The organism is Pseudoroseicyclus sp. CXY001, assembly GCF_041714655.1.
Classification (GTDB): domain Bacteria; phylum Pseudomonadota; class Alphaproteobacteria; order Rhodobacterales; family Rhodobacteraceae; genus Pseudoroseicyclus_A.
The window spans coordinates 1454589-1479700 of the sequence record NZ_CP168219.1 but is presented as its reverse complement, the minus strand read 5'-3'; the positions used below and the strand labels follow the sequence as shown (position 1 = coordinate 1479700).

The following is a 25112-nucleotide window of genomic DNA, read 5'->3' as shown; positions in this document are numbered from 1 at the left end:
CTCATGCTGTTTTTCTTGCCTCGAGTGCGATCAGCGGCAGGGTGATGCGCGCCTCCGCGCCCGGGCGAGCGCCGGGGGCGAAGGGTGGCGCATCGGTCAGATCGAGGCTGCCGCCGTGCTCCTCGATGATCTTCTTGACGATGGGCAGGCCGAGGCCGGTGCCCTTGTCGCGGGTGGTGACGTAGGGCTCGAAGAGCCGGGCGCGGTCTTCGGGCAGGCCGATGCCGTTGTCGGCAATGGTGATGAGCGCCGTGCCGGGACCGGGCTCCAGCTTGATGCGGATCTGCGGCTCGTGGCCCTCGGGTGCGCCGGCTTCCCTCAGCGAATCAATAGCTTCTCCAGCGTTCTTGATGAGGTTCGTCAGCGCCTGCGAGATCATCGTGGCATCAAGATCGGCCGCCACCGGCTCCTCCGGCAGCTCGGCCTCGATCTGCACCTCCGGCTGGCCGGCCTGCTGGAGCACGACGGCATCGCGCAGAAGCTGGGCGAGGTCGCAGGGCGCGCGCTCGGGCTCGGGCATCCGCGCGAACTTGGAGAATTCATCGACGATCCGGCGCAGGTGAAGCGTCTGGCGGATGATGACATCGGTCATCTGGTCGAGCGCCGCCTTGTCTTCCTCGCCGACCAGCCGGCCGAACTTGCGCTTGATGCGCTCCGACGAAAGCTGGATCGGCGTCAGCGGGTTCTTGATCTCATGCGCGATGCGCCGGGCGACATCGCCCCAGGCCGCCATGCGCTGGGCGGAGACGAGGTCGGTCACGTCGTCGAAGGCGACCACATAGCCCTCGAGCGCGCCATCGGCGGTGCGGCGGGGCGCCATGCGGACAAGCAGCGTCTCTTGCTTGCCGCCGCGGCTGAGGGCGACCTGGCCTTGCGCGACCTCGCGCTCGCCCGCCGTCAGTTCCTCGAAGAGCGCGCCGAATTCGGGGACGGCGAAGCTGAGCGGCATCTCCTCCTGCGCTTCGCCCACATAGAGCAGCCGGCGGGCCGAACGGTTGGCGAAGTCGATGCGGCCCTCGGGGGAAAGGCCGATGACGCCGGAGGTGACGGAGGAGAGAACGGAATCGAACACCCGCCGGCGGCCCTCGATCTGGCGGTTCGTTTCCATCAGCTCGTTGCGCTGCGCTTTAAGTTCGCCCGTCATCTGGTTGAAATAGCGGCCCATCTGGGCGAACTCGTCCTCGCCGGAGCTTTCGACGACCCGCACGTCGAGATCGCCGCCACCGACGCGCTGCAGCGCGCTGACGAGCCGCCCGACGGGGCGCGAGAGCCGCTCGGCGAACCAGAGCCCGAGCCAGACGGCGGCGAGGATGAGGAGCGTCGCGAAGCCGAGGTAGAGGAGCCCGAATTCGAAGAGGATGCGGCTGCGATCCTCTTCCAGTTGCTCGTAGAGCGACACGGTCTCCTGCGTCTCGTCGAGAAGCGACAGGATGCCGCCGTCGACCGGGCGGGTCACATAGAGATAGGCATCCTCGAAATTCCTCAGCGGAATCAGCGCCCTGAACTCGTTGTTCGGGTAATCCTCGATGATGCGCAGACCCTCGGCGTCCGCCCGGGCGAAATCCTCCGGCGTCGGCTCCTCGTAGTAGAACTCGTAGCTCCGCGCGCCGCGGGCGCGGATGAAGCCGGTGCCGTCGAGCACGAAGGCCTCCGACAGCCCCCGCTCGATCTGCGGCTGCACCTGCCCGAGCGCCTGGCGGAGGGCGCCGTTCGACATGAAGAAGGTCTTCGTGCGCTCGTTGTCGAGCCAGGCGGCGAGCGACAGCCCGTCGCGCGTCAGCTCCAGCCGGTGCTCCTCCTCATAGGCCTGCGCGGCCTCCAGCGAGGTGCCCACGACCGCCCGCACCCGGTCGGAGAACCAGCCCTCCAGCCCGACATTGATGGTCAGGACGGAGAAGATGGCGACCGTGACGGTGGGAATGAGCGCGAGAAGCGCGAAGACCCCGGTGAGCCGCAGGTGCAGGTTGGAGCCGGCAGAGCGCGCCCGCCGCGCTAGCACCATGCGGCCGACACGCTGCAGGACGAGCGCCGCCAGCACGAGCACATAGACGAGGTCGCCGAGGAGGACGACGCGCAGGGCCGGCGCCGAGGCGCCCTGATCGAGCGGGCCGAGCACAAAATAGGTGGCGCCGGCAAGCACCGGGCCAAGCAGAACCAGAAGCAGCGTCGCGGCATTCTGGACCCGCCGAAGCTGCCTCCAGCGGTTGAGCCGCTGCACAGACCTGGTCGTAAGCGACCGCCGCACTGTTACCGCCTTGCCACGGGGCACTGCCCCAATTTGTGCCGGGTCAGCCTATGTCTTGGCTGCCACGGTTCTGTGGCTCTTTTACATCAATTTGCGGCGCCGTGTCACGCGAATATCCAGATCGGTGATCTTCTTCCTCAAGGTATTGCGGTTGATGCCGAGGAGGTCGGCACATTTGGCCTGGTTGCCGCCGGTCGCATCGAGCGCGATTTCGATGAGCGGCATCTCCACTTCCTTCAAAATGCGCTGGTAAAGCCCCGGCGGCGGCAGGACGCCGCCATGCAGATCGAAGTAGCGCCGGAGGTGCCGCGCGACGGAGGACGAGAGCTTCTCGCCGTCGCCGCCGCCCCGGAGCGGCTCCATCGTCGGCTGGTTGCCGAGCACGGTCTCGACCTCCTGGCGGGTGATCTCCTCCTCCGAGCCGGTCACCACGAGGCGGCGGATGGCATTCTCGAGCTGGCGGACGTTGCCGGGCCAGGAATAGGAGCGCACGAGATCGAGCGCCGGCTGGCTGAGGCGGCGGAGCGTGAAGCCGTCGCGCTCCGACCGGGCGAGGAAGTGATCTGCGAGGAGCGGGATGTCATCGACCCGTTCGCGGAGCGACGGCACGGCGATGGTGACGCCGCCGAGCCGGTAGAACAGATCCTCGCGGAAGCCGCCCTCGTCGATCTTCGCCTTCAGATCGACCTGGGAGGTCGACATGATCCGCGGCGCGCTGTCGCCCAGAGTGTCGAGCATCCGCACGATCCGCGCCTGCGCCTCGGCCGGATAATCGCCCACCTCGTCGAAGAGGATCGAGCCGCCCCGCGCCCGCCCGAGCACGGAGGACGGCCCGTCGGCGCCCTCCAGATCGGAGGCGGAGACGACGACGAAGGGCAGCGTCCGCCGGTCGGAGAAGTCGTGGATCGCCTTGGCGATCAGGCTCTTGCCCGTCCCGCTCTCGCCGGTGATGAGCACCGGCAGCGCCGTGTTCATCACCCGAGCGACCAGCCGGTAGAGCGCCTGCATCGCCGGCGTCCGGCCGACGAGCGGCAGGTCGCCATCCTCCGCCGTCTCGGCTGCCGGGCCGCGCGGGGTGGGCGCGCGGCGCTTCACCTCGAGCGCGCGGGCGGCGCGCTTCATGAGGTCCGGCAGGTCGAAGGGCTTCGGCAGGTAATCATAGGCATCAACCTCGGCCGCCTGGATGGCGGTCATGATGGTGTTCTGCGCCGAGATGACGATGACCGGTAGGCCGGGCCGCGTCTCGGCGATCTTGGGGATCTGATCGAGCCCGTTGCCGTCCGGCATGATGACATCCGAGATCACCAGGTCGCCCTTGCCCTCGTCCACCCAGCGCATGAGCGTGACGAGCGAGGAGGTCGCATGGACCTTGCAGCCGGCGCGGGTCAGCGCCTGCGTCAGGACCGTGCGAATGGTGCGGTCGTCATCGGCGACAAGAACAGTTCCGTCCATTTGCTACTCCTTGGGCTCGGTCTCGACCTCGCCGGCATCGGCCGGGGCGAGGGGCAGGGAAATGCGGAAGACGGTGCGGCCGGGGGCCGAATCCACCGAGATCCAGCCGCCGATGTCGCCGATCAGCTTCGACACCAGCGCGAGCCCCAGCCCCGTGCCGTTCTCGCGGCCGGAGACGAAGGGCTCGAAGATATCGCCCGCGATGTCGGGCGGCAGGCCGGGGCCGTCGTCGATGATCTCGACCTGCACCGGCAGGCGGGCGAGCTCGCCATCGGCCGTCCGCCGGCGGAGCGAGGCCTCGTAGAAGGTGTGCAGCCGGATCGTGCCGCCATGGGCGCCGGCTTCGGAGGCGTTCTTCAGAAGGTTCAGGAACACCTGCAGGAGCTGGTCCCCATCGGCATGCACGCGCGGCAGCGAGGGGTCGTAATCCTCGAGGAAATACATATGCGCGCCGAAGCCGACGGCGGCGGACTGGCGCGCCCGGTCGAGGATATCGTGGATGTTCACCGGCCGGCGGAGCGGCGGGCGGAGGTTGCCGAACTGCTCGACCTGCTCGAGCAGCTTCACGATCCGCCGCCCCTCGGCGACGATGAGATCGGTGAGCTCGAGGTCGGGCCCCTTGAGGCCCATCGAGAGAAGCTGCGCCGCCCCCGTGATCCCCGCCAGCGGGTTCTTGATCTCGTGCGTCAGCATCTCCGCCATGCCGATCGCCGATTTGGCGGCCTTGGTGGACGAGGCGTTCTGCGTCATGCGGCTCGCCATCTCGCGCGGGGCGATCAGCATCAGCATGGTGCCGGGCGTGCCCTCGAGCGGCGCGATCTGGATGTTGCACTGCATCGGCGGGCGCTCGCCGGAGCCGACATCGACATCGTTGATGAAGAGCGAGGAGCTCTGCGCGCGCGCCCGGCCGAAGGCCTCCTCCAGATCGGCGGCGATGGCGACCTTTTCCCAGACGGAGGCGCCGGTCAGCGCCTTCGAGGAGAGGTTGAGGAAGTTCTCGGCCGCCGGATTCGACTCGACGATCTCGTCGCCCTCGTCGAGGAGCAGCGCCGGCAGCGGCAGCGAGTTCCAGAGCGCGGGGTCGCGGATCATGCGGCCTGCCTCTCGGCGAGCGCATCGGGCAGGAGCCGCGCCACCTCCGCCGGCTCGGCGGTGAGCAGGTGGCGGCGCAGCTCGGGCGGCGTGGCGGCGCCGTCCATGTACCAGCCGAGGTGCTTGCGGAAGACCCGCGCCCCGAGCCTCGCCCCGTAGAAGGCCAGCGATGCCTCCTGATGTTCGGCGACGAGGGCGACGAGCGCCCTGCCCTGCGGCACCTGGGGCGCCGGCGCGCCCGTGAGCGCCGCGGTGATCTCGGCCAGAAGCCAGGGCGCGCCCTGCGCCCCGCGGCCGACCATGATGCCGGCGGCGCCGGAAAGCCGCAGCGCCTCGCGCGCCTCGGCCACGCCGGTGATGTCGCCATTGGCGATGACCGGGATGCTCACGGCCTGAACCACCGGGCGGATCGCCGCCCAGTCGGCCCGGCCCTTGTAGAACTGGCAGCGCGTCCGCCCGTGCACGACGATGCGGCGGATGCCCGCAGCCTCGGCCCGTGCCGCGATGGCGGCGGCGTTGCGCTGGTCATCGTCCCAGCCGAGCCGCATCTTGAGCGTCACAGGCAGGGGCGCGGTGGCGCCCACCACCGCCTCGATGATGCGCAGCGCCGCATCCTCGTCGCGCATCAGCGCCGAGCCGGAAAGGCCGCCGGTGACCTTCTTCGCCGGGCAGCCCATGTTGATGTCGATGGCGGCGGCGCCGAAGCCGGCGACCATGCGCGCCACCTCGCCCATCGGGCCGGGCTCGCAACCGACGAGCTGGATGGCGGAGCCCTCGGCCCCGTCGCCGAGCTCGGCCCGCGCCTCTGCCCCGGCGCGGCCGGTCAGCATCTCGCGCGTGGCCACCATCTCGGAGGTGACCCAGCCGGCGCCGAAACGGCGCACCAGCCGGCGGAACGGCAGATCGGTGATGCCGGCCATGGGCGCGAGCGCGACGGGTCGCGGATCGGCGCCTCCGGGGAGGGTGCTGGCGGTAACGGATGCCATGTGGGTGGTCGAATGCCTAATCATTGTGCGCCCCTCCGCCCTTTTGGCGCGCTCATGCTGAAATGGCAATCGCGCCCAAACGTCATTTGTCTTCAATTCAGCGATTGCCCGAAATTTGGGCAAAAGCCCCCGGGATTCCCCCGATTTGCACCTCTGCGCGACAGGACTTAAGGAAGCCTCAAGCAATCCGCGAGGTCGTTCATGGGCTGGGCCCTCATCCTCACCGCCGCCGGGCGGGGCCTGCGGGCCGGGGGCGGGATGCCCAAGCAGTTCCGCCCGCTGGCCGGCCGCCCGCTGATCGCCCATACCCTTGCCGCCTTTGAGGAAATCCCCGGGCTGGAGGCTGTCGTCGTCGTCGCGCCGGACCCCACCGCCCCCGAGGCGCAGGCGCTCCTCGCCCCCGGCGTGACCCTTGCCCAGGGCGGCGACAGCCGCGCCGCCTCGGTGCGCGCGGGGCTGGAGGCGCTGGAGGGCACGGCGCCGGAGCTGGTGCTGATCCACGACGCCGCCCGCCCCTGTGCCTCGCCCGCGCTGATCTCTCGCGTCCTCGCCGCCCTCGAGAGCGCCGAGGCCGCCGCTCCCGCCCTGCCCGTCACCGACGCGCTCTGGCGGGGCGGGTCCACGGTCGAGGCCACCGCCCCCCGCGAGGGGCTCTGGCGGGCGCAGACGCCGCAGGGCTTCCGCTATGCCGCCATCCTTGCCGCCCACCGGGCGCATGAGGGCGAGGCCGCCGATGACGTCGCCGTCGCCCGCGCCGCGGGGATCGAGGTTGCGATCGTCCCCGGCGAGGAGGACAACCTCAAGGTCACCCACCCGGAGGATTTCACCCGGGCAGCCCGCATTCTGGAAGGCACGACGATGGACATCCGCACCGGAAACGGCTTCGACGTGCACCGCTTCGGCCCCGGATCGGAGGTCTGGCTCTGCGGTGTCGCCGTGCCCCACACCCGCGGCCTGCAAGGCCATTCCGACGCCGACGTCGGGATGCACGCCCTGACGGATGCCATCTACGGCGCGCTGGCGGCGGGCGACATCGGCACGCATTTCCCGCCGTCGGACCCTCAGTGGAGGGGCGCCGCCAGCCATATCTTCCTCGCCCATGCCGCTGCCCTCGCCCGCGATCAGGGCTGGCGCATCACCCACGGCGATGTCACCCTCATCTGCGAGCGCCCGAAGGTCGGCCCCCATGCCGGCGCCATGCGCGCGCGCCTGGCGGAGATCATGGGGCTCCCCGCCGATTCCGTCTCCGTCAAGGCGACCACCTCCGAACGGCTGGGCTTCACCGGCCGCGAGGAGGGGATCGCCGCCATCGCCACAGCCACATTGGTCCGCCCATGATGCATCTGATCGCCACCGTCTTCGGCCTCGGCCGCCTGAAGCCCGGGCCGGGCACCTGGGGCTCGCTCGGCGCCCTGCCGCTCACCTATGTGCTGCACCTCGCCGGCGGCCCCTGGGCCGTGCTCGCCGGGCTCATCGTCGTCTTTGCCGTAGGCTTCCCCGCCGCCCGGGCCGAAGTCGCCGCCAGCGGCCTCGAGGACCCCGGACATGTCGTCATCGACGAGGTGGCGGGCCAGATGGTGGCGCTCCTGCCCGTCACCTTCGGGGCGGCGATGATGGGGGCGGAGGTCTGGCGGCTCTGGCCGGGCTGGGTCGCGGCATTCCTCCTCTTCCGCCTCTTCGACATCTGGAAGCCCTGGCTCGTCGGCCGGATGGACCGGCGCGGCGATGTCTTCGGCCTGATGATGGACGATGTGGTGGCGGGCGTCTTTGCCGCCCTCGTCACCATCGTCCTCGCCGGCGCCGCACACGGGCTCTTGATGTGAGCCCCTCGGCCGGCCCCGAGGCGATCCTCGCCGCCGCCCGCGCCAAGGGCCTCCGTCTCGCCACGGCGGAGAGCTGCACCGGCGGGCTGGTCGCGGCGGCGCTGACGGAGGTGCCCGGCTCCTCCGACGTCTTCGAGCGCGGCTTCGTCACTTATGCGAATGCCGCAAAGGTCGAGATGCTGAGCGTCCTCGAGGCCACCCTCGCCGCCCATGGCGCGGTGTCGGAGGAGGTCGCCGCCGAGATGGCCGCCGGCGCCCGCGCCCACAGCCCTGCCGACATCGCCGTCTCGATCACCGGCATCGCCGGGCCGGGCGGGTCGGAGCACAAGCCCGAGGGGCGCGTCTGCTTCGGCCTCGCCGCGCCCGCCGGCACGCGCACCGAGACCGTCGAGTTCGGCGCCCTCGGCCGGGCGCAGGTTCGCGCCGCCGCGCGCGATCATGCGCTCGCCCTCCTCGCCGGAGCGATTGACGCTCTATAGTCGTCAGGGTTAATGTTCCCCTAATGTTCCAGCAGGAGAACCCCATGCCCCGCATCGACGCCGTCGCCGTCTTCGCCCATGACCTTGCCGCAACGATGCGTTTCTACGAGGCGCTGGGCTTCACCTTCCCGGCCATCGACGAGGCGACGGAGCATGTCGAGGCCGAGGGCCCCGGCCCGCGGCTGATGATCGACAGCGCCAGCCTGATCGAGCGGCTGATCGGCGAGCCGCCGCGCGCCGGCAATGCCTCTGCCTTCGCGCTGCTCTGCGACAGCCCCGCCGAGGTCGACAGCATCGCCGCTGCCCTCGCCGCCGCCGGCCATCCCTTCGTCGCAGCGCCCTTCGACGCCCCCTGGGGCCAGCGCTATGCCACCGTCGAGGATCCCTCCGGCCACCGCATCGACCTCTTCGCGCCGCTCTAAGCGGCGCGCGCCCCTTCCCGCCGCCGGGATTCCCCGCTAGAACCCCGGCCCGCAACGAAGGGACCCGCCATGGCCGACGATCTGCCGCAGATCTATCTCGTCACCCCGAGCGATTTCGAGCTCTCGGCCTTCCTGCCGCGGCTCGAGGCCTGTCTCGATGCCCTGCCGGTCGCCTGCCTGCGCCTGGCGCTCTCCGGCAGCGACGAGGGGCGGATCGGCCGGGCGGCGGACGGGCTCCGCGAGGCCGCCCATGCCCGCGACGTGCCCATCGTCATCGAAAGCCACGGGCTCATCGCCAAGTCGCACGGGCTCGACGGCGTGCATCTGACCGACGGGGCCCGGCAGGTGAAGGCCTGGCGCAAGGAGTTCGGCGAAGACGGCATCGTCGGCACCTTCTGCGAGGCTTCCCGCCACGAGGGGATGAACGCCGGCGAGCTCGGCGCCGATTACGTCGCCTTCGGGCCCGCCGGCGCCTCGGCGCTGGGGCGGGGAGAGCCGGTCGACCCCGAGCTCTTCGCCTGGTGGAGCCAGATGATCGAGGTGCCGGTGATCGCCGAGGGCGCGCTGGACGAGGGCCTGATCCGCGCGCTGGCGCCGATGGTCGACTTCCTTGCTCTCGGCGAGGAGATCTGGCGCGAGGACGACGCCGCCGCCGCCCTCACCCGCCTCGCCGCCGCGCGGGGCTAGGCCCCCGGCGCCTCGCCGAACATCTCGCGGACGCTCGCCTCTGCCGCGGCCGCCAGCGCCTTCCGCCCCGGCACGTCGCGCACCGCGATGGGCGCGCCGTAATGGACCTCCACCCTGCCCTGCCGCCAGCGGCCGAGGACGGCGAGGAAATGCGGCGCGAAGCCCTGACTGCCGAACCAGCCGTAGAAGCGCGGCTCCTCCCCCGGGGGGGCGCTATAGCGGATGGCGATGGGCTGGAGCCGAAGGTCCTCTGCCAGGCCCGGCCCGAGGAAGGCGGCGAAGAGCGGCGCCTTGAAGGGCAGGATGCGCCGGCCGTCGGTGGAGGTGCCTTCCGGGAAGAAGAGCAGAAGCTCCCCCCGCGCCGCCGCCGCGCCGATCTGCTGGACCTGCGCGCCCGCCTCCTTGCGGTCGCGGCGGATGAAGAGCGTGCCCGTCGCGCGGGCCAGCCAGCCGATCACCGGCCAGCCCGCCACCTCGGACTTGGCGACGAACGTCAGTCGCTGCCCGGCGGAGAGTACGAAAATATCGAGCCAGGACGCATGGTTGGCCACCAGCACCCCGCCCTCGTGCAGGGGCTCCCCGATCCGGCGGACCTTGAGGCCCATGATCGCCAGCGTCCCCCGGCTGACGCCCTGCTGGAGCCGCGAGGTCACCGGGCGCCGCGCGCCGGTGAAGAGCCGCTCCACCTGCCGCAGCACCAGATAGGAGCCGAGCCCGCCGAAGATCAGGACAGCCGCGAGCACCAGCCGCGGCAGCGCCACGACCCAGTGAAGGGCGCCCATCCGCGGCGCGGTGGGCGGGGCATCGGGAACCCAGGTCATGCGCGGCCAGCCCCGCTGCCCGAGCCATAGAGCCCCCGGGCGCGGTCGGTCAGCTTGTCCGTCTGCAGGATCAGGCAGATGTCGGTGGTGTTGAAGGCGCGGTCGATGAAGGCGCCCTCGCCCACATGGCCGCCGAGGCGAAGGTAGCCCTTGATGAGCGCCGGCATGGCGATCATCGCCGCCTTGCGGTCGACCTCCATCTGCCGGTCCATCTCGACGAAGGCCTTGGAGCGCGGCCGCACCGGCTCGGGCGCCAGATATTGCTGATGGAGGAGCGTCAGCGGCCCGGCGATGGCATCGGGATCGGTGCCATGAAAGGAGGCCGTGCCGAAGAGCAGCTCGATCCCCCGTTCGGAGACATATTGCCCGAGCCCTTGCCAGAGCCGGAACATCGCGCCGCCGCCGCGATAGGCCGGGTGCAGGCAGGAGCGGCCGAGCTCCAGCAGGCGCTGGCCGGAGCGGAAGAGCGGCGCGAGGTCGTATTCGCTCTCGGAATAAAACTGCCCCGCGGCGCGGGCGCCCTCGGCCGTCAGCAGGCGGTAGAGCCCGATCACATGCCGCCCCTCGGGGCGGGTCGGGTCGACCACGATCATGTGGTCGCAGAAGGCGTCGAAGCCGTCGCGCTCCTGCCCCGCCTCGTGGTCGACGAGCGGCCCGTCGCCGCCGAGCTCGCGCACGAAGACCTCGTAGCGCAGCCGGGCGGCGGCGGCGAGATCTCCGGGCGTGGTGGCCAGGCGCAGCTCCAGCCCCGCGGAATCGCTCATCGGCCCTCTTGCTCCCTTCCCCGTCCGGCTGCGGCACCCGGCCCGCGGCCCGCTGTCTAGTCGCTCGCGGCGGGCAGGAAAAGGCTTCGGGCCCAGGCCGGCAGCGGGTATGGTTAACGTTATGGTAAGGTTGAGGCGGCCATCCTCGGCGGGAACAGGCGATCCTGGGCGAAGGATGCGCCGGCAGAGCGAGGGAGGGAACTCACCGATGACCCCAGCCCGGGGCGGTCCGGCGGCGGCGCCGCGACCTTTCTTACCCGGCGGAGACGAGCGTCAGCCCGACGCGCTCGCCGTCGATCACCTGCTTGCCCGCCTCGCGGAAATTGACGGTGATTCGCCCGCCGATCGTCGATTGCACCTGGCCCTCGCCCCAATCCGGCTGGTCCGGATGGCGGACGATCATGCCCGGCAGAAGTATGTCGTTGACGCCGATCATGCGGTCTCCCTGTCGCGCCTTGGCCCGCGGAGGGCCGCGCCATGAGCCCCGGGGCCCGGGATGTGGACCTCTCCGCCCTTGTCGGCTCGCGCATCTGCCATGACCTTATCTCCCCCCTTGGCGCCATCGGCAACGGGGTGGAGCTTCTCGCCATGTCGCATCGCATCGACGGGCCGGAGATGGCGCTGATCGGCGAGAGCGTCGAGGCGGCGAGCGCGCGGCTGCGCTTCTTCCGCATCGCCTTCGGCCATGCCGGGGCGGAGGCGACGCTCGGCCGGGGCGAGATCCATGCGACGCTCGCCGCCGTCTCGCGCGGCGGCAAGCTCGCCTTCACCTGGGAGGTCGAGCGCGAGGTGCCCCGCCGCGAGGCCCGCGTCGCCTTCCTGATCCTGCAATGCTTCGAAAGCGCCATGCCCTTCGGCGGGGCGGTCACCGTCGCGCGCAGCGACGCCGATGACTGGGCGCTGACGGCCACCGGCAGCGACCTGCGCATCGACCCGGGCCTCTGGGAAAGCCTTCTCGGCAAGCCCCCGCCGGAGCCGCCGAGCCCGGCGCTGGTGCAATTCGCGCTCCTGCCGCAGGTGCTGGCAGATTACGGGATGGAGCTGGGGCTGGAGCTTGCAGCGGAGCGGATCCGGGCGACGTTCTGAGTGGTGGGGCCGGATGGGGGGGCCGGCCCGTGCCGGGCCGGGTGGAGGCTCTGCCTCCACACCTCCGAGGTATTTTTGGCCAGATGAAAGGGGATCCGGGTCAGGAGGCGCGCTCGGCCGCCACCTCCGTCGGCCAGCCCGAGAGGGCCGCGGCCCGCTGGCGGAGCGCCCGGGCGAGCCGCGTGCGGATCGTCGCCAGCCTAGGCGCATCGGCGAGGCCGACATGGCTCGCCACCCAGATGGGCACCGAGACATGCGACAGGTCGATGGGCAGGCGCCGCAGCTCCGGTGCCGCATCGCCGACGATGCAGGGCAGCACCGCCCGGCCCATCCCTGCCGCCGCCATCCGCGCCAGCACCAGGAAGCTGTCGGCGCCGCCGCGCGCGGCCCCCGAGGCCCCCGCCTCCCGCTCCAGCCAGTCGGCGGGGACGGCGCGGGCGAGCGGCCCGCGAAGGCCGAGCCAGCTCTCGGCGCCGCCCTCGGCCGCATAGGCGGCAAAGCCCATCCGCGCCGCGATGCTGCCGCTCAGATCGGGCGGCAGCGCCCGCGCCGGGCGCACCGTCAGGTCGGCGGCGAGACGGCCGAGATCAACGTGATGGTTCGCCGCATAGAGCTCCACCGCCGCGCCCTCGGCCGCCACCTCGGCGAGAAGCTCGGGCAGCACGTATTGGCAGAGGCTGTCGGTGGAGGTGAGCCGGATCGGCCGCTCCTCCGCCTCCGCCCCACCACGGGCGGCGCGGGCCACCGCCTCGATGGCGCGGGCGACGTCGCGCGCCCGCTCGATGACGGGAAGCTGGCCGGGCAGCACCGCATAGCCCGCCGCCTCGCGCCGGAAGATCATCGTGCCATGCGCCGCCTCGAAGGCACCGATGCGCCGCAGGACGGTCGCATGGTTCACCCCGAGTGCCTTGGCGGCGGCCGAGACGGCGCCGGTTTCCGCCACTGCCAGCACGAAGCGCAGATCGTCCCAGTTCTCGCTCATACCGGCCGCCCCCTGCGCCAAACCGCAGGCCCCTTGCAGAAATGGTCTATGGTCTTACCGAAGCAGCCCGATAGCATCGGGGGCAAGTCACGATTCCTTTTGCAGGAGGCTTAGATGCCCGCCCAGTCCCGTCTTGCCGCAATCGCCCTCGCCCTGACCCTTCCTGCCGCACCGCTCCTCGCGCAGGGGATGGACCCGGCCGCCGCCGCCATCAACGCCCGCCAGAGCCACATGGTGCTGCAGCAGACGTTCCTGATGCCTCTCGGCGGCATGGCGCAGGGGCAGATCGAGTACGATGCCGAGACCGCCGCGGCCGCCGCGGCCAACCTGGCCGCCGTCTCCTCCGTCGATCCGCGCTTCTACTTCCCCGAAGGCACGTCGAGCGCGGACATGGAGGGCACCAAGGCGCTTCCCGCGATCTGGGAGAACCCCGAGGGCTTTGCCGAGGCCTGGGCGGCGCTCGCCACGGCCTCCACCGCCCTGGCCGAGGTGGCGGGCGACGGGCCGGAGGCGCTGCAGGGCGCCTTCGGGGCCGTCGGCGCCGCCTGTGGCGGCTGCCACCGCAGCTTCCGGCAATCCGAATAGGTGCGCCGCGCCCTCCTCGTGATCGGCGCGCTCGCCCTCATCGGGGCGGGCGCCGCCTGGGCGCTTTCGGCGCCCGAGCGCCTGCCGGCGGCGCAGCTTGCCGGCCTGTCGGGCGATGCCGAGGCGGGGGCTTACAGCTTCGCCGCCGCCGGCTGCGCCAATTGCCATATGGCGCCGGACACGGTGCCGGGCGAGGCGCCGGCGCTCGCGGGCGGGCAGGCCTTCGCCTCGCCCTTCGGCACCTTCCGCGCGCCCAACATCTCCTCCGACCCCGAGGCGGGGATCGGCACCTGGACGGAGGCCGAGATCGTGCAGGCGATGATGCGGGGGGTGACGCCGGAGGGCCGCCACCTCTACCCCGCGTTCCCCTATGCGAGCTATGCCAAGGGCGACCTGCAGACGGCGTTCGACATTGCCGCCTATCTGAAGACGCTCCCCGCAAGCGCCACGCCCAGCCAGCCGCATGAGGTGGGCTTTCCCTTCAACATCCGGCGGGCCTTGGGGCTCTGGAAGCGGCTCTATCTGACCGAGGCGCCGGTGCTGACCGGCGAGCTGACGGCAGAGGTGGCGCGCGGCCGGGTGCTGGTCGAGACCCTCGCCCATTGCGGCGAGTGCCACACGCCGAGGGGGCCGCTCGGCGGCACCGACACGTCGCGCTGGCTCGCCGGTGCGCCGCTGCCCGGCGGCGAGGGCAACGTGCCCAATATCACCCCGGCGGCGCTCACCTGGTCGGAGGATCAGATCGCCGAATATCTCGCCTCGGGCTTCACGCCGGAGTTCGATACGGCCGGCGGCGCCATGGTCGAGGTGATCCAGTCGACCTCGCAGCTGACGCCGGAAGACCGGCTCGCCATCGCCGCCTATCTCAAGGCCGTGCCAGGGGTGGAGTGATCCGGGCAAGCACCGCTTCGGCCGCACGGCGGCCGGGCGGCGGGCCGCCGGCACCGAGCCGTTCCATCGTCAGGGCCATGGCGGCGCGCTGGGCGCCCGGGGCCTCGAGAACGGTGAGAAGCGCATCGGCCATGAGGTCGGGGTCGCAATTGCCGCCGATGAATTCCGGCACCGCGCGGGTGTTCGAGACGAGGTTGACCAGCGTCACGGTATCCGTCCGCAGCATCCGCCCGATGATCTGCCGGCTCGTCCAGGCCATGTCGTAGCCGATCACCATCGGCGTGTCGTTCGCCGCCAGCTCGAGCGACACCGTGCCGGAGGCGGCGAGCGCCAGGTCGGCGGCGCGGAAGGCGGCGGCCTTCTCGGTGCCGGAGGGATCCCCGGCCGGGTCGATGACGATGGGCTCGAAGGGCCAGGCGGCGAGCTCGTCGCGGACGAGCCCGGCCACCGGCGCCGCCATCGGCAGGACCACCTTGGCCTCGGGCCGCACGCCGCGCACCCGCTGCAGCGTCGCGCCAAAGCGGCCCATCAGCCGCGAGACCTCGCCACGCCGCGAGCCGGGCAGCGCCAGGATCAGGGGCGCCGCGCCGATGCCGTGGCGCTCGCGGAAGGAGGTCGCCTCCGCCTCGGTGGCGAGGCGGTTCGTCACCACCGGATGGCCGACGAAATCGGCGGCCATGCCGGCCTCTTCCATGAGCGGCGGCTCGAAGGGCAGAAGCGCGAGCACATGATCGACATGGCCCGCCATCTTCGCCGCCCGCCCCGGCCGCCAGGCCCAGACGGAGGGGGCGACGTAATGCGTGATCGGGATCGCCGGCGCCGCCGCGCGCACCAGCTTCGCCACCCGGAGCGAGAATTCCGGCGCGTCGATGGTGAGGAGCAGATCCGGCCGCTCGGCCACCACCGCCGCCGCCGTCTCGCGGATGCGGGCCTTGAGGGCGAAGTATTTCGGCAGGATCTCGGCGAGCCCCATCAGCGAGAGCTCTTCCATCGGGAAGCGGCTCGAGAGCCCCTGCCCCGCCATGCCGGGCCCGCCGATGCCGCTGTAGCTCACGCCCGGCGCCAGCGCGGTCAGCTCGGCCATCAGGGCCGCGCCGAGTGCATCGCCCGAGGGCTCGCCGGCGATCAGAAAGATCTTGAGAGGCCGCGCGGCGGGTTCCGTCACGGGCGCACCCAGAGCCACATGCCGGCGGCGTTCAGGCGGGCGATGGTCTCTTCCGGATCAAGGAGCATGACGCCGCCCGCTGCGATGATGATGCCCGAGAGGTCGGCCCGCGCGGCCTCTGCCGCCGTCGCGGCGCCGATGACCGGCATGTCGGCGCGCAGGTCCTGCCCCGGCTTCGGCCCCTTGAAGAGGACGGCGCGGGGCGGCGCCAGCTTGATGAGTGCGGCCGTGCCCGCCTGCCGCTCGCGGGCAACGACGAAGCCGTTTCGCACCAGTACCGCCTGGCCGAGATCGGCGCGGCCCATCGCCTCCAGCGCCGCGAGCCCGGCGCGGGCATCGGCCTCCGCCCCCTCGGGCGGCTGGAGCCGCGTCGGCACGCCGGGCGGCGGCAGAAGGTCGGGCAGAAGCTCATGGGCGCCGCACACGCGGATCCCCGCCTCCTCGAAGAGCGCGATGACGATGCGCAGCGCCCCGTCGTCGCCGAGGGCCAGCGCCTCCTGCAGGCGGGGCACCAGCGGTGCGGTGGCGGCGTCGATCAGCGCGGGGCGTATCTCGGGGCGGCGGACGGCGCCGGCGAGGCAGATCCGGTTCACCCCGCGCCGCCGCAGGAGCGCGATGAAGGTGCCGATGGTCTCGATGCGGAAGCGCAAATCGACCGGCAGATCGGGCGCGGTGCCCTCCAGCGCGCAGACCATGCCGCCGAGCCTGGACCGCAGGATCGGCGGCAGTCGCCCCTCGCCTGCGACCAGCGCGAGCATCAGCCGGGAGTCAGGAACGAGCGGTCGGACTCGTCCTGGATAAAGGCCGCCACCTCGCGCACGAGGGGCGATGTGGCCCCCGCCGCAAGGGCGGCGGCGCGCTCGTGAAAGGTCCCTTCGCCGGTCTTCAGCGTCTCGTAGGCGGCGCGGAGGGCCGCGATCTCGTCTCGCGCGACGCCGGCGCGCTTGAGGCCGACGAGGTTCAGCCCCTCAAGCTCGCCCCGCGGCGCCTGGACGAGCCCGTAGGGCAGCACGTCCTTGGTGACCATGGTCACGGCGCCGATGATCGCGCCGCGGCCAATGCGCACCCATTGATGCACGCCCGAGAGCCCGCCGATGATGACGTCATCGCCGATCCGGCAATGGCCGGCGATGGCGACGGAATTGGCGAAGACCACCCGGTCGCCGACCTCGGCGTCATGCGCCACATGCGCGCCGGCCATGAAGAGCCCGCCCTCGCCCACGCGCGTCACGCCGCCGCCGCCGGCGGTGCCGGTGTGCATGGTGACATGCTCGCGGATGCGGTTGCGGGCGCCGATGACGAGGCGCGTCTCCTCGCCGGCGAACTTGAGATCCTGCGGCACCTCGCCGAGGACGGCGAAGGGGAAGACGATCGTCCCCTCGCCGATCTCCGTCAGGCCGGTGACGACCACATGGCTCTTCAGCACCACGCCGGGGCCGAGCCGGACCTTGGGGCCAACGTGGCAGAAGGGCCCGATCTCGCACCCCGCGCCGATTTCGGCGCCGGCCTCGATGATGGCCGTCGGGTGGATGGCTTTGCTCATTTTCCGCCGAGATCCATCATCGCCGTGAACTCCGCCTCTGCGGCGAGCTCGCCCTCGACGGTGGCCTGGCCCTTGAAGCGCCAGACCTTGCCGCCCGGGCGGCCGCGGGTCGTCGTCAGCTCCATGCGGAGCTGATCGCCGGGCACCACCATGCGGCGGAATTTGCAGGCGTCGATCCCCATGAAATAGACGTTGAGGTTGCCCTCGGTCAGCCCCAGCGTCGTGCCGACCATGACGGCGGCGGTCTGGGCCATCGCCTCGATGATGGTGACGCCGGGCATGATCGGATTGCCGGGGAAATGCCCCTGGAAATGCGGCTCGTTCATCGTGACGTTCTTGAGCCCGACGGCACGGCTCGTGCCCTCGATCTCTTCCACGCGGTCGACGAGGAGGAAGGGGTAGCGGTGCGGCAGGATCTTCTGGATCAGGTGGATATCTGCACGCGTCGGCGCGCCGCCGGTCTCGGTGCCGGTCTCTGCCCCATCGCTCATGTCGTCTCTCCTTCAGGCCTTCTGATGTGCCTAGCAACCGGCGCCGGGGGCGGCAAGATGCGGGCAGGCCCTACTCCTCCGCGGGCGCCTGATCTGGCGCCGGCTCGGGGGCCTCCTCGGGCGTCACCTCGGGCAGCTCCGCCGGCGTATCCGCCGGGGACTCGTCGGCCGGGGCCTCGTCGGGCGTCGGCGCGAGGGTCTCGTCGGCCCCGTCGCCCAGGGCCTCGTCGATAAGGGCGATCGCCTCGTCGGTGATGTCGAGCGCGCCGACGGAGAGAAAGACGTTGCGCCGGTCGAGGATCACCGCGGATTCCGCTTCCAGCATCATGCGGCCGAGGACGGGCGAGGCATCCCTCAGGAAGGCCTCGCGGCCGCGCGAGAGGATCTGCTGCAGGGCCCGCTCCTTGGCGTCCTGCTCGTTGCGGATCTGCTGTACGCGGGCGTCGAAGGCCTGTGCCTCGGCGCGGAAGGCGTCGGGCTCCATCGTCGGGCGGCGGGCGGTGAGACTCCGCTCCTCCTCGGTCAGCGTGGCCTCGATCTCGCGGTTTTCGGCGGCGAGATCCTCGCTGGCGGCCCTCAGCTCCTCACGGATGCGCTGGCCATAGGCGGTGCCGTCGAACAGCGCGTCGGGGTCGATGGTCAGGATGGGGCTGACGAGCTGGCCGGTGCCGAAGTCGGGGGCCTGGACCTGGACCGGGGCGGGCCCCGAGACCTCCCCGTCCGGCTCCTCCTGCCCGAGCGCGGGCCCCGCGGCGACCAGCGCCGCCGCGAGGGCGAGGCTCGGCCAGCGCCGCATCAGAACGACGTGGCGATCGTCAGCTCGAAGCTGCGCGTCTCGTCGAAATCCTCGGCCATCAGCGGCTCCGTGAAGTTGAAGCGCAGCGGCCCCAGCGGCGTATCCCAGAAGATGGAGACGCCGACCGTCGCCCGGGGCGTGAAGTCGTCGTAAAGGACGCTCGCGCCATAGGTGTTGCCGACCTCCCAGAGCGAGCCGTAATCGAGGAAGGCCCCGCCGGAGATGCCGTATTCCGTCGGCAGGCCGAGCGGGAACTCCGCCTCGAGCCGCGCCACGGCGAAGGCATTGCCGCCGAGCGCGTCGCCGGTCACCGCGTCGCGCGGGCCGATGCCGTGGTACTCGAAGCCGCGAATGTAGCGCGAGCCGAGGAAGTAGCGGTCGGTGACGCGCGAATTGCCCTTGGAATAGTCGAGATAGCCGCCCTCGACCGTCGCGCGAAGCACGACCTCCTCGTTGAAGACGCGCGTCTCGGCCGAGGCCTGGGCGGTGGTGCGGATGAACTCCGTATCGCCGACGCCAAATTCCTGCCCGAAGCGCAGCAGCACGCCGGAGGTCGGATCGAGCCCCGACCGCCGCGTGTCGTAGCTGTAGGAATAGCCGACCGAGGTCGCCCAGAGCCCGCCCTGCGCCGCCTCGTTGATGATGACCACCGAGGGGTCGTCGGTCGTGTCGGCCGGCGTGTCGCTGCCGGCGACGTTGTAGATGTCGGTATATTCGGCGGCGACATAGCCGGTCAGCCGGCCGTTTTCCGACACGGGGAAGCTCAGCGAGGGGCTGAAGCGGAAGGTCTCGGTATCGTAGAGCGCCGCGTCGTTGTTCGTCTGCCGGTAGCTGGATTCGAGCCCGAAGCCGAGGTTGCGGCCGAGGAGCTGCGGCTCTGTGAAGTTGAAACTCAGGACCCGGTTACGCTTCGAGGTCGACAGGTCGAACTCGATCCCCTGCCCGCGGCCGAGGAAGTTCGCCTCGGAATAGGAGGCGACGAAGCTGAGGCCCGTGTCGGAATTGTAGTTGCCGCCGAAGGTCAGCCGGCCGGTCGGCTGCTCGGTGACATCGACATCGACGATCATCTGGTCGGGCGCCGTGCCCGGCCGCGTGTTCACGTCGACGGCGGCGAAATAGCCCAGGGCGCGGATGCGGTCGGCGCTCTCGCGGATCTCGCGGGCGTTGAACGGGTCACCCTCGACGGTGCGGAACTGGTTGCGGATCACCCGGTCGAGCGTGGTGTTGTTGCCCTCGATGTCGATCCGCTCGACGAACTGGCGCGGCGCGCGGACGAGCACGTACTGGATGTCGAGCGTCAGGTCGCGCGGGTTGCGCGTGATGCGCGGCTCGACGGCGACGAAGGGGATGCCGAGCCGGATCGCCATGCGCTCCAGCCGGGCGATGTCCTCGTCGATGGTCACCGGCGAATAGACGGAGCCCTCGCGGAGCCGCGTGACCCCGGTGAACTCCGAGGCCGGCGCCTCGGGCATCTCGGAGCCGAGGGTGACATTGCCGATCCGGTACTGCTGCCCTTCCTCGACATTGTAGGTGATGAGATATCCGTCGCGGGCGCGGGTCAGCGTCACGTCGACGTTCTGGATGGTGAAATCCACATAGCCGCGCGAGCGGTAGAAATCGCTCAGGGCCTCGCGGTCGGCGGCGATGCGCTCGGCGACGAAGGTGTCGCGCTGGACGAGGAAGTCGAGCGGCCCGGCCTGCTTGGTCTCGAGGACGCCGCGCAGCCGCCGCTCGGAATAATTGTCGTTGCCGATGAACGAGATGCGCTCGACCTCCGAGACGCCGCCCTCGGCGATCTCGAAGACGAGGTCGACGCGGTTGTCGCTGCGCTCGATGATCTGCGCCGTGACCGCGGCGTTGATGCGCCCCTGGGCCGCATAGGCCTCGGTGATGGCGGCGACATCCGCCTCGGCGATGTTCGGGTTGAAGACCTGCCGCGGCGTGGAGCGCACGAGCGCCCCGAGCTCTTCGTCGCCGATCCGCGCATTCCCCTCGAAGCCGATCTGGCTGATCATGGGATATTCGACGACGCGGATGACGAGCGTGGAGCCCGACGGCACGATGTCGACGCTCTCGAAGAGGCCCGTCTGGCGGATCGCCTGACCGGCGGCGTTCAGCTCGCCGGCGCTGACGACCTCGCCCCGGGCGATGCCCGCGTAGGAGAGAATCGTGCCAGGCTCGATGCGCTGGTTGCCCTCGATCTGCACGTTGGTGAAGGAAAAGCTCTGGGAGACGGCAGGAAACGCCGTCAGAGCACTCAGAACCACTCCAGACAATGCCCCCAGATAGAAGGCAGCCCGACCCCCCGGTCTTTTCATTTTTCTAGCCCCAGCAGCGTATTCAATCCGACCTAGCCCGGATGGGACCTGCTTGTCAAAAGAGATGCGGGGGAATGCTCCGACCGGCGGAAAGAGGTGCCGGAAAGCCCGCCGGACGGGCCTGCGAAGAGGCCCCGGCTGCCATTCGGGCGGTGCCTCAGACGGGCTGGTCAGACGGGCTGGCCGACCGTGGTGCGGATCAGGAAGTCGAGCGAGGAGACCCAGGCGCTGGCTCCGAGGAGCACGACGATTACGAGGGCGTAGAACAGCCTGTCGCGGTTGGCGTCGATCAGCGCGATCAGCCCGCGCTTGGCAGCGGCGGCAGTCATATCTCTCTCCATCGGGCGGAGTGGCCCGGGGGAGAAAATAGGGGTCGAATGTGTCCCGATTGCGGTCGGAGGGGGGCGCTGTCGTGGTCAGCGCGCCGCCCGGCTGAGGGGCAAGGGACTCAGGGGCAAAGGAAGATGTCGTTCGCCAGCGCGAAGACCATCAGCCCCATGACCAGCGTCAGCCCGATTGCCGTCAGCACCCGCAGCGAGCCTTCCGACGGTTGCCGCCCGGCCACCGCCTCGTAGGCGATGAAGACGAGATGGCCGCCGTCGAGGACGGGCACCGGCAGAAGGTTCAGAAGGCCGATCCCGGCGGAGATGATGGCGAGGAACCACACGAAGTTGCTCACCCCCTGCGCCGCCACCTGGCCGGAGGTCTCGGCGATGGTGACGGGGCCCGAGAGGTTGCACGAGGAGATGCCCCCCGTGACCACCTGCCAGAGGCCCGAGAGCGAGGTGCGCAGCACATAGTCGAGCTGCCGCGCCGCCTGGCCGAGCGCCTCGACCGGGCCGGGGTTCTCGGTCATCGGGCGGAAGTAATCGCCGGCGATGATCCCGATGAGCCAGCGCGTCTCGAAGCTGCCGCCGGCGCCGGGCACATCGGTGCGGCGGGGCGTGAGGGTCAGCTCGCGCGTCCCCTCACCCTCGCGCCAGACGGTCAGGTCCACCGGCGCGCCCTCGGAGGCGCCGACGAGGTCCACCAGCTCGGAGAAGCGGCTGACGGCCACGCCGTTGGCCGCAGTGATGACGTCCCCCTCGCGCAGGCCCGCGGCCATGGCGGCGGAATTGGGGTTCACCGCGCCGACGATGGGCGGGTTGAACGGCGGGGCGGAAACGGTGATCTCCTCGCCATTTCGCAGGACCCGATAATCCAGCGTGTCGCCCGCGGGCCGCGGCATGGCATAGAAGGCACGGGCGTCTTCCGGCACTTCGGTGCCGCCGATGGCGAGGATCTGGTCGCCCGGCTCGAGCCCGCCTTCGACGGTCTCGGGCAGCGGGGCGACGCTCTGCACGGTCAGGGGGCTGACCGGCGTGCCCTCGTGCATGAAGATGCCGGCGAAGATGGCGATGGCGAGGATGAAGTTGAAGAGCGGCCCCCCGGCGATGGTGGCCGCCCGCGCCCAGAGCGGGGCGCCCAGCATCGTGTCGCGCCTGCGTGCCACGCCGTCGGCATGTCCCATCGAGGCGGCATTCGCGTCGCCCGCGAATTTCACGTAACCCCCGAGAGGGATTGCGGAAATCTGCCAATGCGTGCCGCGCTTGTCGGTGCGTCCGAAGATCTTGGGGCCGAAGCCGACCGAGAAGGTCTCGGCCCGGATGCCGCACCAGCGACCGATCAGGTAATGGCCGAGCTCGTGGATCGTGACGATGACGATGATCGCCACGAGAAAGGCGATGAGCGTGAAGAGGATAGAGCCGGTCTGCGGCAGGAGTTGGGTCAGATCCAAGCTATCCTCCTGTCCTGGCGGAGCCTTCTGCCACCGCCTCCATCGCCCAGGCGCGGGCGCGCCTGTCTTCCTCAATGAGGGTATCTAGGTCCAGAATGGCGATTTGTCGCCCCTCGGTGGACAAGAATCTGTCCAGCACCCGCGCCACAATCTCCGCCATGTCGGTAAACCGGATATTGCCGGCGAGGAAGGAATCGAGCGCCGCCTCCTTGGCGGCGTTGAAGACGGCCCCCGCGGCGCCGCCCGCCTCCATCACCCGATGCGCCAGCGCCAGCGCCGGGTAGCGCGCCGCGTCCGGCGCCGCGAAGGAGAGCTGGCCGATGGCGGCGAGGTCGAGCCGCTCGACGGGCAGCGGCGCGCGGGCGGGCCAGGACAGCGCATAGCCGATCGCATGGCGCATGTCAGGTGGGCCGATATGGGCGAGGATGCCGCCATCGGCATGGCCGACAAGGGCATGAACGAGGCTCTCACGGTGGATCAGCACCTCGATCTGCGCGGGGGCGAGGCCGAAGAATTCCTTCGCCTCGATCATCTCCAGCGCCTTGTTGAACATCGAGGCGCTGTCGATGGTGATCCGCTGGCCCATCGCCCAGTTGGGATGGGTCGCCGCCTGCTCGGGGCTTGCCTCCGGCAGCCGCTCCAGCGGCCAGTCGCGGAAGGCGCCGCCCGAGGCGGTGATGATGACGCGCTCGACGGAGGAGGGGTCCTCCCCCCGGAGCGCCTGGAAGATCGCCGAATGCTCGCTGTCGACCGGCAGGAGCGTCGCGCCGTGGCGGCGGGCGGTCTCCATCACCAGGCTGCCGGCGGCGACCAGCGTCTCCTTGTTGGCGAGCGCCAGCGTGCCGCCGCGGCGCAGGACCTCGAGCCCGGGCGCGAGCCCGGCGAAGCCGACGATGGCCGACATCGTCCAGTCCGCCGGCCGGGCGGCGGCCTCGCGGATCGCCGCCTCCCCCGCCGCGACCTCGATGCCGGTGCCGGCGAGCCGCGCCGCCAACTCCTCGCGGGCCTCCTCATGCGCGGTGACGGTAAGGCGGGCCTTCAGGCGGCGGGCATCGGCGGCGAGCTGAGCAATGTTGCGCCCGCCCGTCAGCGCCTCCACCCGGTAGGCGTCGGGGTCGCGGGCGATGAGGTCGATGGTGGATTGGCCGACGGAGCCGGTGGCCCCGAGGATCGTGACCGACCGCATCAAAGCGGCCCCGGCATCCAGCCGGCGAGGGTGACGAGCGCGATGAGCAGCGCCGCGAAGGTCAGCGCGTCGAACCGGTCAAGCACGCCGCCATGGCCGGGGATGAGGTCGGAGCTGTCCTTCAGGCCGAAGCGCCGCTTCAGCCAGCTCTCGGCGATATCCCCGAGCTGCCCGGCGATGCTGGCGGCGACCGAGACGAGGACGAGCCCGAAGCCGGCCTCGAGGATCACCGCGAAGATGCCGCCGACCACAGCCGCGCCGATCCAGCCGGCCACGGTGCCCGACCATGTCTTCGAGGGCGAGACCTTGGGCCAGAACTTCGGGCCGCCGAAGAAGCGGCCGGCGAAATAGCCCAAGACATCGGTGGCGATGACGACGAGGATCACCCAGAGCAGCCAGCCCATCCCCTCGCCGCGAAGCGCGACGAGCGACGAGGCGCCGATGAGGATCGCCGCCGCGTAGAGCCCGACGGCCACGCGATGCCGCGCGGCGGTGACGCCGAGCCCGGCGCCGATGATCAGGAAGACCGGCCAGGGCAATGTCAGCGCCGCGGCGGCGCCGACCGAGAGCACCATGGCGGGGCGGCGGCGGTTGGGGGCGCTCATGTCGGCGACCTCCCAGACCATCAGCCCCGCGGCGATGGCGGCGAAGGCGCGCCACCAGCCGTCGCCGGCGATGATCGCCGCCAGCGCCACCACGCCGAGGACAGAGGCCGAGATCACGCGGACGCGCAGGTCCGCCCAGCGGCTGGCCGGTTCAGCCACCGATCAGGCCTTGACCGCCCCGAAGCGGCGGTCGCGCTGTGTGTAGCTCTTCAGGACAGTCGCGAATTCGGCCGGCGTGAAATCCGGCCAGAGCGTGTCGACGAATTCGTATTCCGCATAGGCCGATTGCCAGAGCAGGAAGTTGGAGATCCGCGCCTCGCCCGAGGTGCGGATCACCAGATCGGGGTCGGGCAGGACGCGGGTGTCGAGGAAGCGGGCCAGCATCTCGGCATCGACCTCGTCATGCTTGATGCGCCCTTCCTGCACCTCGTAGGCGAGCCGGCGCGCGGCGCGGGTCACCTCGTCGCGCCCGCCGTAGTTGAGCGCGATCGTCAGGTTCATGCGGGTGTTGCCCGCCGTCATCAGCTCCAGATTGTCCATCAGGTCGACGAGCTTGGGCTCGAGCTTCACCCGGTCGCCGATGAAGCGCACGCAGACGCCGTTCCGGCACAGATCGCGCGCCTCACGCTCGATATAGCGGCGGAAGAGGCCCATGAGCCCGGCGATCTCGGTCTGGGTCCGCTTCCAGTTCTCGGTCGAGAAGGCGAAGATCGTGAGATACCGCACGCCGAGATCCGGGCAGGCCTCGACAATGTCGCGCACCCGCTTCGCGCCGGCGTGGTGGCCATAGAGCCGGGGCCGCCCGCGCTGCTGCGCCCAGCGGCCGTTGCCGTCCATGATGATCGCCACATGCTCGGGGCCGGGGCGGAAGGTGTCGGTCTGATCGTCTCGGGCCAAGATGCCCTCCTTGACTGCA

Annotated in this window: 27 protein-coding genes; 8 read left to right on the top strand and 19 right to left on the bottom strand. The window is 70.8% G+C overall.

The window, feature by feature from the left end:
- Position 1: 1 nt before the first annotated feature.
- From ACAZ03_RS07140 to dusB, 4 genes are all read right to left on the bottom strand, one after another.
- Positions 2–2245, bottom strand: coding sequence for an ATP-binding protein (locus ACAZ03_RS07140; protein ID WP_373356737.1), 2244 nt, complete (start codon positions 2243–2245; stop codon positions 2–4).
- An 81-nt stretch (positions 2246–2326) separates the two neighbouring features.
- The gene (locus ACAZ03_RS07135; RefSeq protein WP_373356736.1) at positions 2327–3697 is read right to left on the bottom strand and encodes a response regulator; all 1371 of its coding nucleotides are present in this window, start codon (positions 3695–3697) and stop codon (positions 2327–2329) included.
- 3 nt (positions 3698–3700) lie between these two features.
- A complete protein-coding gene (locus tag ACAZ03_RS07130) occupies positions 3701–4789 on the bottom strand; it encodes a nitrogen regulation protein NR(II) (protein WP_373356735.1) in 1089 nt (362 codons plus the stop codon).
- Entirely contained in the window at positions 4786–5775 is a 990-nt protein-coding gene (dusB, locus tag ACAZ03_RS07125; RefSeq protein WP_373356734.1) for a tRNA dihydrouridine synthase DusB, read from the bottom strand. The genes ACAZ03_RS07130 and dusB overlap by 4 nt, the downstream gene beginning before the upstream one ends.
- Positions 5776–5976: 201 nt before the next feature.
- Here dusB and ACAZ03_RS07120 point away from each other — a divergent pair, with 201 nt between their 5' ends.
- From ACAZ03_RS07120 to ACAZ03_RS07100, 5 genes are all read left to right on the top strand, one after another.
- Positions 5977–7113 carry a bifunctional 2-C-methyl-D-erythritol 4-phosphate cytidylyltransferase/2-C-methyl-D-erythritol 2,4-cyclodiphosphate synthase gene (locus tag ACAZ03_RS07120; RefSeq protein ID WP_373356733.1) on the top strand — a complete coding sequence of 379 codons (1137 nt, stop codon included), beginning with the start codon at positions 5977–5979 and terminating at the stop codon, positions 7111–7113.
- Positions 7113–7598 carry a phosphatidylglycerophosphatase A gene (locus ACAZ03_RS07115; protein ID WP_373357057.1) on the top strand — a complete coding sequence of 162 codons (486 nt, stop codon included), beginning with the start codon at positions 7113–7115 and terminating at the stop codon, positions 7596–7598. Before ACAZ03_RS07120 ends, ACAZ03_RS07115 begins: the two co-directional genes overlap by 1 nt.
- Positions 7595–8077, top strand: a complete 483-nt coding sequence (locus ACAZ03_RS07110; RefSeq protein ID WP_373356732.1) for a CinA family protein — start codon at positions 7595–7597, stop codon at positions 8075–8077. The genes ACAZ03_RS07115 and ACAZ03_RS07110 overlap by 4 nt, the downstream gene beginning before the upstream one ends.
- A 44-nt stretch (positions 8078–8121) precedes the next feature.
- Entirely contained in the window at positions 8122–8499 is a 378-nt protein-coding gene (locus ACAZ03_RS07105) for a VOC family protein (RefSeq protein ID WP_373356731.1), read from the top strand.
- 69 nt (positions 8500–8568) lie between these two features.
- The gene (locus ACAZ03_RS07100) at positions 8569–9186 is read left to right on the top strand and encodes a thiamine phosphate synthase (protein ID WP_373356730.1); all 618 of its coding nucleotides are present in this window, start codon (positions 8569–8571) and stop codon (positions 9184–9186) included.
- On the opposite strand, the gene ACAZ03_RS07095 is transcribed toward ACAZ03_RS07100, so the two are convergent.
- The 3 genes from ACAZ03_RS07095 to ACAZ03_RS07085 form a co-directional block, all read right to left on the bottom strand.
- A complete protein-coding gene (locus ACAZ03_RS07095; RefSeq protein WP_373356729.1) occupies positions 9183–10007 on the bottom strand; it encodes a lysophospholipid acyltransferase family protein in 825 nt (274 codons plus the stop codon). The genes ACAZ03_RS07100 and ACAZ03_RS07095 overlap by 4 nt on opposite strands.
- The gene (locus ACAZ03_RS07090; protein WP_373356728.1) at positions 10004–10771 is read right to left on the bottom strand and encodes a GNAT family N-acetyltransferase; all 768 of its coding nucleotides are present in this window, start codon (positions 10769–10771) and stop codon (positions 10004–10006) included. The genes ACAZ03_RS07095 and ACAZ03_RS07090 overlap by 4 nt, the downstream gene beginning before the upstream one ends.
- 253 nt (positions 10772–11024) lie before the next feature.
- Complete coding sequence (locus tag ACAZ03_RS07085) at positions 11025–11207, bottom strand: DUF3553 domain-containing protein (protein WP_373356727.1); 183 nt, start codon at positions 11205–11207, stop codon at positions 11025–11027.
- Between the two features lie 41 nt (positions 11208–11248).
- On the opposite strand from ACAZ03_RS07085, the gene ACAZ03_RS07080 reads away from it, so the two are divergent.
- Positions 11249–11857, top strand: coding sequence for a histidine phosphotransferase family protein (locus tag ACAZ03_RS07080; RefSeq protein WP_373356726.1), 609 nt, complete (start codon positions 11249–11251; stop codon positions 11855–11857).
- A gap of 100 nt (positions 11858–11957) precedes the next feature.
- Here ACAZ03_RS07080 and ACAZ03_RS07075 read toward each other — a convergent pair whose 3' ends face one another.
- Entirely contained in the window at positions 11958–12839 is an 882-nt protein-coding gene (locus tag ACAZ03_RS07075; protein WP_373356725.1) for a LysR family transcriptional regulator, read from the bottom strand.
- Positions 12840–12953: 114 nt separating this feature from the next.
- Between ACAZ03_RS07075 and ACAZ03_RS07070 the strand changes: the two genes are divergently transcribed.
- Positions 12954–13424, top strand: a complete 471-nt coding sequence (locus tag ACAZ03_RS07070; protein ID WP_373356724.1) for a cytochrome c — start codon at positions 12954–12956, stop codon at positions 13422–13424.
- Positions 13425–14315 (top strand): c-type cytochrome, encoded by an 891-nt coding sequence (locus ACAZ03_RS07065; RefSeq protein WP_373356723.1) that lies wholly within the window; start codon positions 13425–13427, stop codon positions 14313–14315.
- Here the strand turns inward: ACAZ03_RS07065 and lpxB are convergent.
- The 11 genes from lpxB to uppS form a co-directional block, all read right to left on the bottom strand.
- The gene (gene lpxB, locus ACAZ03_RS07060) at positions 14290–15480 is read right to left on the bottom strand and encodes a lipid-A-disaccharide synthase (protein WP_373356722.1); all 1191 of its coding nucleotides are present in this window, start codon (positions 15478–15480) and stop codon (positions 14290–14292) included. The two genes, ACAZ03_RS07065 and lpxB, sit on opposite strands and share 26 nt — an antisense overlap.
- Positions 15477–16238, bottom strand: a complete 762-nt coding sequence (locus ACAZ03_RS07055; protein ID WP_373356721.1) for an LpxI family protein — start codon at positions 16236–16238, stop codon at positions 15477–15479. Before ACAZ03_RS07055 ends, lpxB begins: the two co-directional genes overlap by 4 nt.
- Positions 16238–17023 carry an acyl-ACP--UDP-N-acetylglucosamine O-acyltransferase gene (gene lpxA / locus ACAZ03_RS07050; RefSeq protein WP_373356720.1) on the bottom strand — a complete coding sequence of 262 codons (786 nt, stop codon included), beginning with the start codon at positions 17021–17023 and terminating at the stop codon, positions 16238–16240. The genes ACAZ03_RS07055 and lpxA overlap by 1 nt, the downstream gene beginning before the upstream one ends.
- Entirely contained in the window at positions 17020–17514 is a 495-nt protein-coding gene (gene fabZ, locus ACAZ03_RS07045) for a 3-hydroxyacyl-ACP dehydratase FabZ (protein ID WP_373356718.1), read from the bottom strand. The genes lpxA and fabZ overlap by 4 nt, the downstream gene beginning before the upstream one ends.
- A gap of 70 nt (positions 17515–17584) precedes the next feature.
- The gene (locus ACAZ03_RS07040) at positions 17585–18310 is read right to left on the bottom strand and encodes an OmpH family outer membrane protein (protein WP_373356717.1); all 726 of its coding nucleotides are present in this window, start codon (positions 18308–18310) and stop codon (positions 17585–17587) included.
- Entirely contained in the window at positions 18310–20628 is a 2319-nt protein-coding gene (gene bamA / locus ACAZ03_RS07035) for an outer membrane protein assembly factor BamA (protein ID WP_373356716.1), read from the bottom strand. The genes ACAZ03_RS07040 and bamA overlap by 1 nt, the downstream gene beginning before the upstream one ends.
- 170 nt (positions 20629–20798) lie before the next feature.
- On the bottom strand, positions 20799–20957 hold the full coding sequence (locus ACAZ03_RS07030; protein WP_373356715.1) for a hypothetical protein: 159 nt from the start codon (positions 20955–20957) through the stop codon (positions 20799–20801).
- 119 nt (positions 20958–21076) lie between these two features.
- Positions 21077–22405: an RIP metalloprotease RseP gene (gene rseP / locus ACAZ03_RS07025; RefSeq protein WP_373356714.1), complete on the bottom strand. Its 1329-nt coding sequence runs from the start codon at positions 22403–22405 to the stop codon at positions 21077–21079.
- 1 nt (position 22406) lies between these two features.
- The gene (dxr, locus tag ACAZ03_RS07020; protein WP_373356713.1) at positions 22407–23591 is read right to left on the bottom strand and encodes a 1-deoxy-D-xylulose-5-phosphate reductoisomerase; all 1185 of its coding nucleotides are present in this window, start codon (positions 23589–23591) and stop codon (positions 22407–22409) included.
- The gene (locus tag ACAZ03_RS07015) at positions 23591–24355 is read right to left on the bottom strand and encodes a phosphatidate cytidylyltransferase (RefSeq protein ID WP_373356712.1); all 765 of its coding nucleotides are present in this window, start codon (positions 24353–24355) and stop codon (positions 23591–23593) included. The genes dxr and ACAZ03_RS07015 overlap by 1 nt, the downstream gene beginning before the upstream one ends.
- Before the next feature lie 3 nt (positions 24356–24358).
- The gene (gene uppS / locus ACAZ03_RS07010; protein ID WP_373356711.1) at positions 24359–25093 is read right to left on the bottom strand and encodes a polyprenyl diphosphate synthase; all 735 of its coding nucleotides are present in this window, start codon (positions 25091–25093) and stop codon (positions 24359–24361) included.
- Between the last annotated feature and the right edge of the window lie 19 nt (positions 25094–25112).

Bases quoted from the DNA above. Each gene is read 5' to 3' on its own strand.
- ACAZ03_RS07135 (WP_373356736.1), bottom strand. From the start codon at position 3,697: ATGGACGGAACTGTTCTTGTCGCCGATGACGACCGCACCATTCGCACG.
- ACAZ03_RS07130 (WP_373356735.1), bottom strand. From the start codon at position 4,789: ATGATCCGCGACCCCGCGCTCTGGAACTCGCTGCCGCTGCCGGCGCTG.
- dusB (WP_373356734.1), bottom strand. From the start codon at position 5,775: ATGGCATCCGTTACCGCCAGCACCCTCCCCGGAGGCGCCGATCCGCGA.
- ACAZ03_RS07120 (WP_373356733.1), top strand. From the start codon at position 5,977: ATGGGCTGGGCCCTCATCCTCACCGCCGCCGGGCGGGGCCTGCGGGCC.
- ACAZ03_RS07115 (WP_373357057.1), top strand. From the start codon at position 7,113: ATGCATCTGATCGCCACCGTCTTCGGCCTCGGCCGCCTGAAGCCCGGG.
- ACAZ03_RS07105 (WP_373356731.1), top strand. From the start codon at position 8,122: ATGCCCCGCATCGACGCCGTCGCCGTCTTCGCCCATGACCTTGCCGCA.
- ACAZ03_RS07100 (WP_373356730.1), top strand. From the start codon at position 8,569: ATGGCCGACGATCTGCCGCAGATCTATCTCGTCACCCCGAGCGATTTC.
- ACAZ03_RS07095 (WP_373356729.1), bottom strand. From the start codon at position 10,007: ATGACCTGGGTTCCCGATGCCCCGCCCACCGCGCCGCGGATGGGCGCC.
- ACAZ03_RS07090 (WP_373356728.1), bottom strand. From the start codon at position 10,771: ATGAGCGATTCCGCGGGGCTGGAGCTGCGCCTGGCCACCACGCCCGGA.
- ACAZ03_RS07085 (WP_373356727.1), bottom strand. From the start codon at position 11,207: ATGATCGGCGTCAACGACATACTTCTGCCGGGCATGATCGTCCGCCAT.
- ACAZ03_RS07080 (WP_373356726.1), top strand. From the start codon at position 11,249: ATGAGCCCCGGGGCCCGGGATGTGGACCTCTCCGCCCTTGTCGGCTCG.
- ACAZ03_RS07075 (WP_373356725.1), bottom strand. From the start codon at position 12,839: ATGAGCGAGAACTGGGACGATCTGCGCTTCGTGCTGGCAGTGGCGGAA.
- ACAZ03_RS07070 (WP_373356724.1), top strand. From the start codon at position 12,954: ATGCCCGCCCAGTCCCGTCTTGCCGCAATCGCCCTCGCCCTGACCCTT.
- ACAZ03_RS07055 (WP_373356721.1), bottom strand. From the start codon at position 16,238: ATGCTCGCGCTGGTCGCAGGCGAGGGGCGACTGCCGCCGATCCTGCGG.
- lpxA (WP_373356720.1), bottom strand. From the start codon at position 17,023: ATGAGCAAAGCCATCCACCCGACGGCCATCATCGAGGCCGGCGCCGAA.
- fabZ (WP_373356718.1), bottom strand. From the start codon at position 17,514: ATGAGCGATGGGGCAGAGACCGGCACCGAGACCGGCGGCGCGCCGACG.
- ACAZ03_RS07040 (WP_373356717.1), bottom strand. From the start codon at position 18,310: ATGCGGCGCTGGCCGAGCCTCGCCCTCGCGGCGGCGCTGGTCGCCGCG.
- bamA (WP_373356716.1), bottom strand. From the start codon at position 20,628: ATGAAAAGACCGGGGGGTCGGGCTGCCTTCTATCTGGGGGCATTGTCT.
- ACAZ03_RS07030 (WP_373356715.1), bottom strand. From the start codon at position 20,957: ATGACTGCCGCCGCTGCCAAGCGCGGGCTGATCGCGCTGATCGACGCC.
- dxr (WP_373356713.1), bottom strand. From the start codon at position 23,591: ATGCGGTCGGTCACGATCCTCGGGGCCACCGGCTCCGTCGGCCAATCC.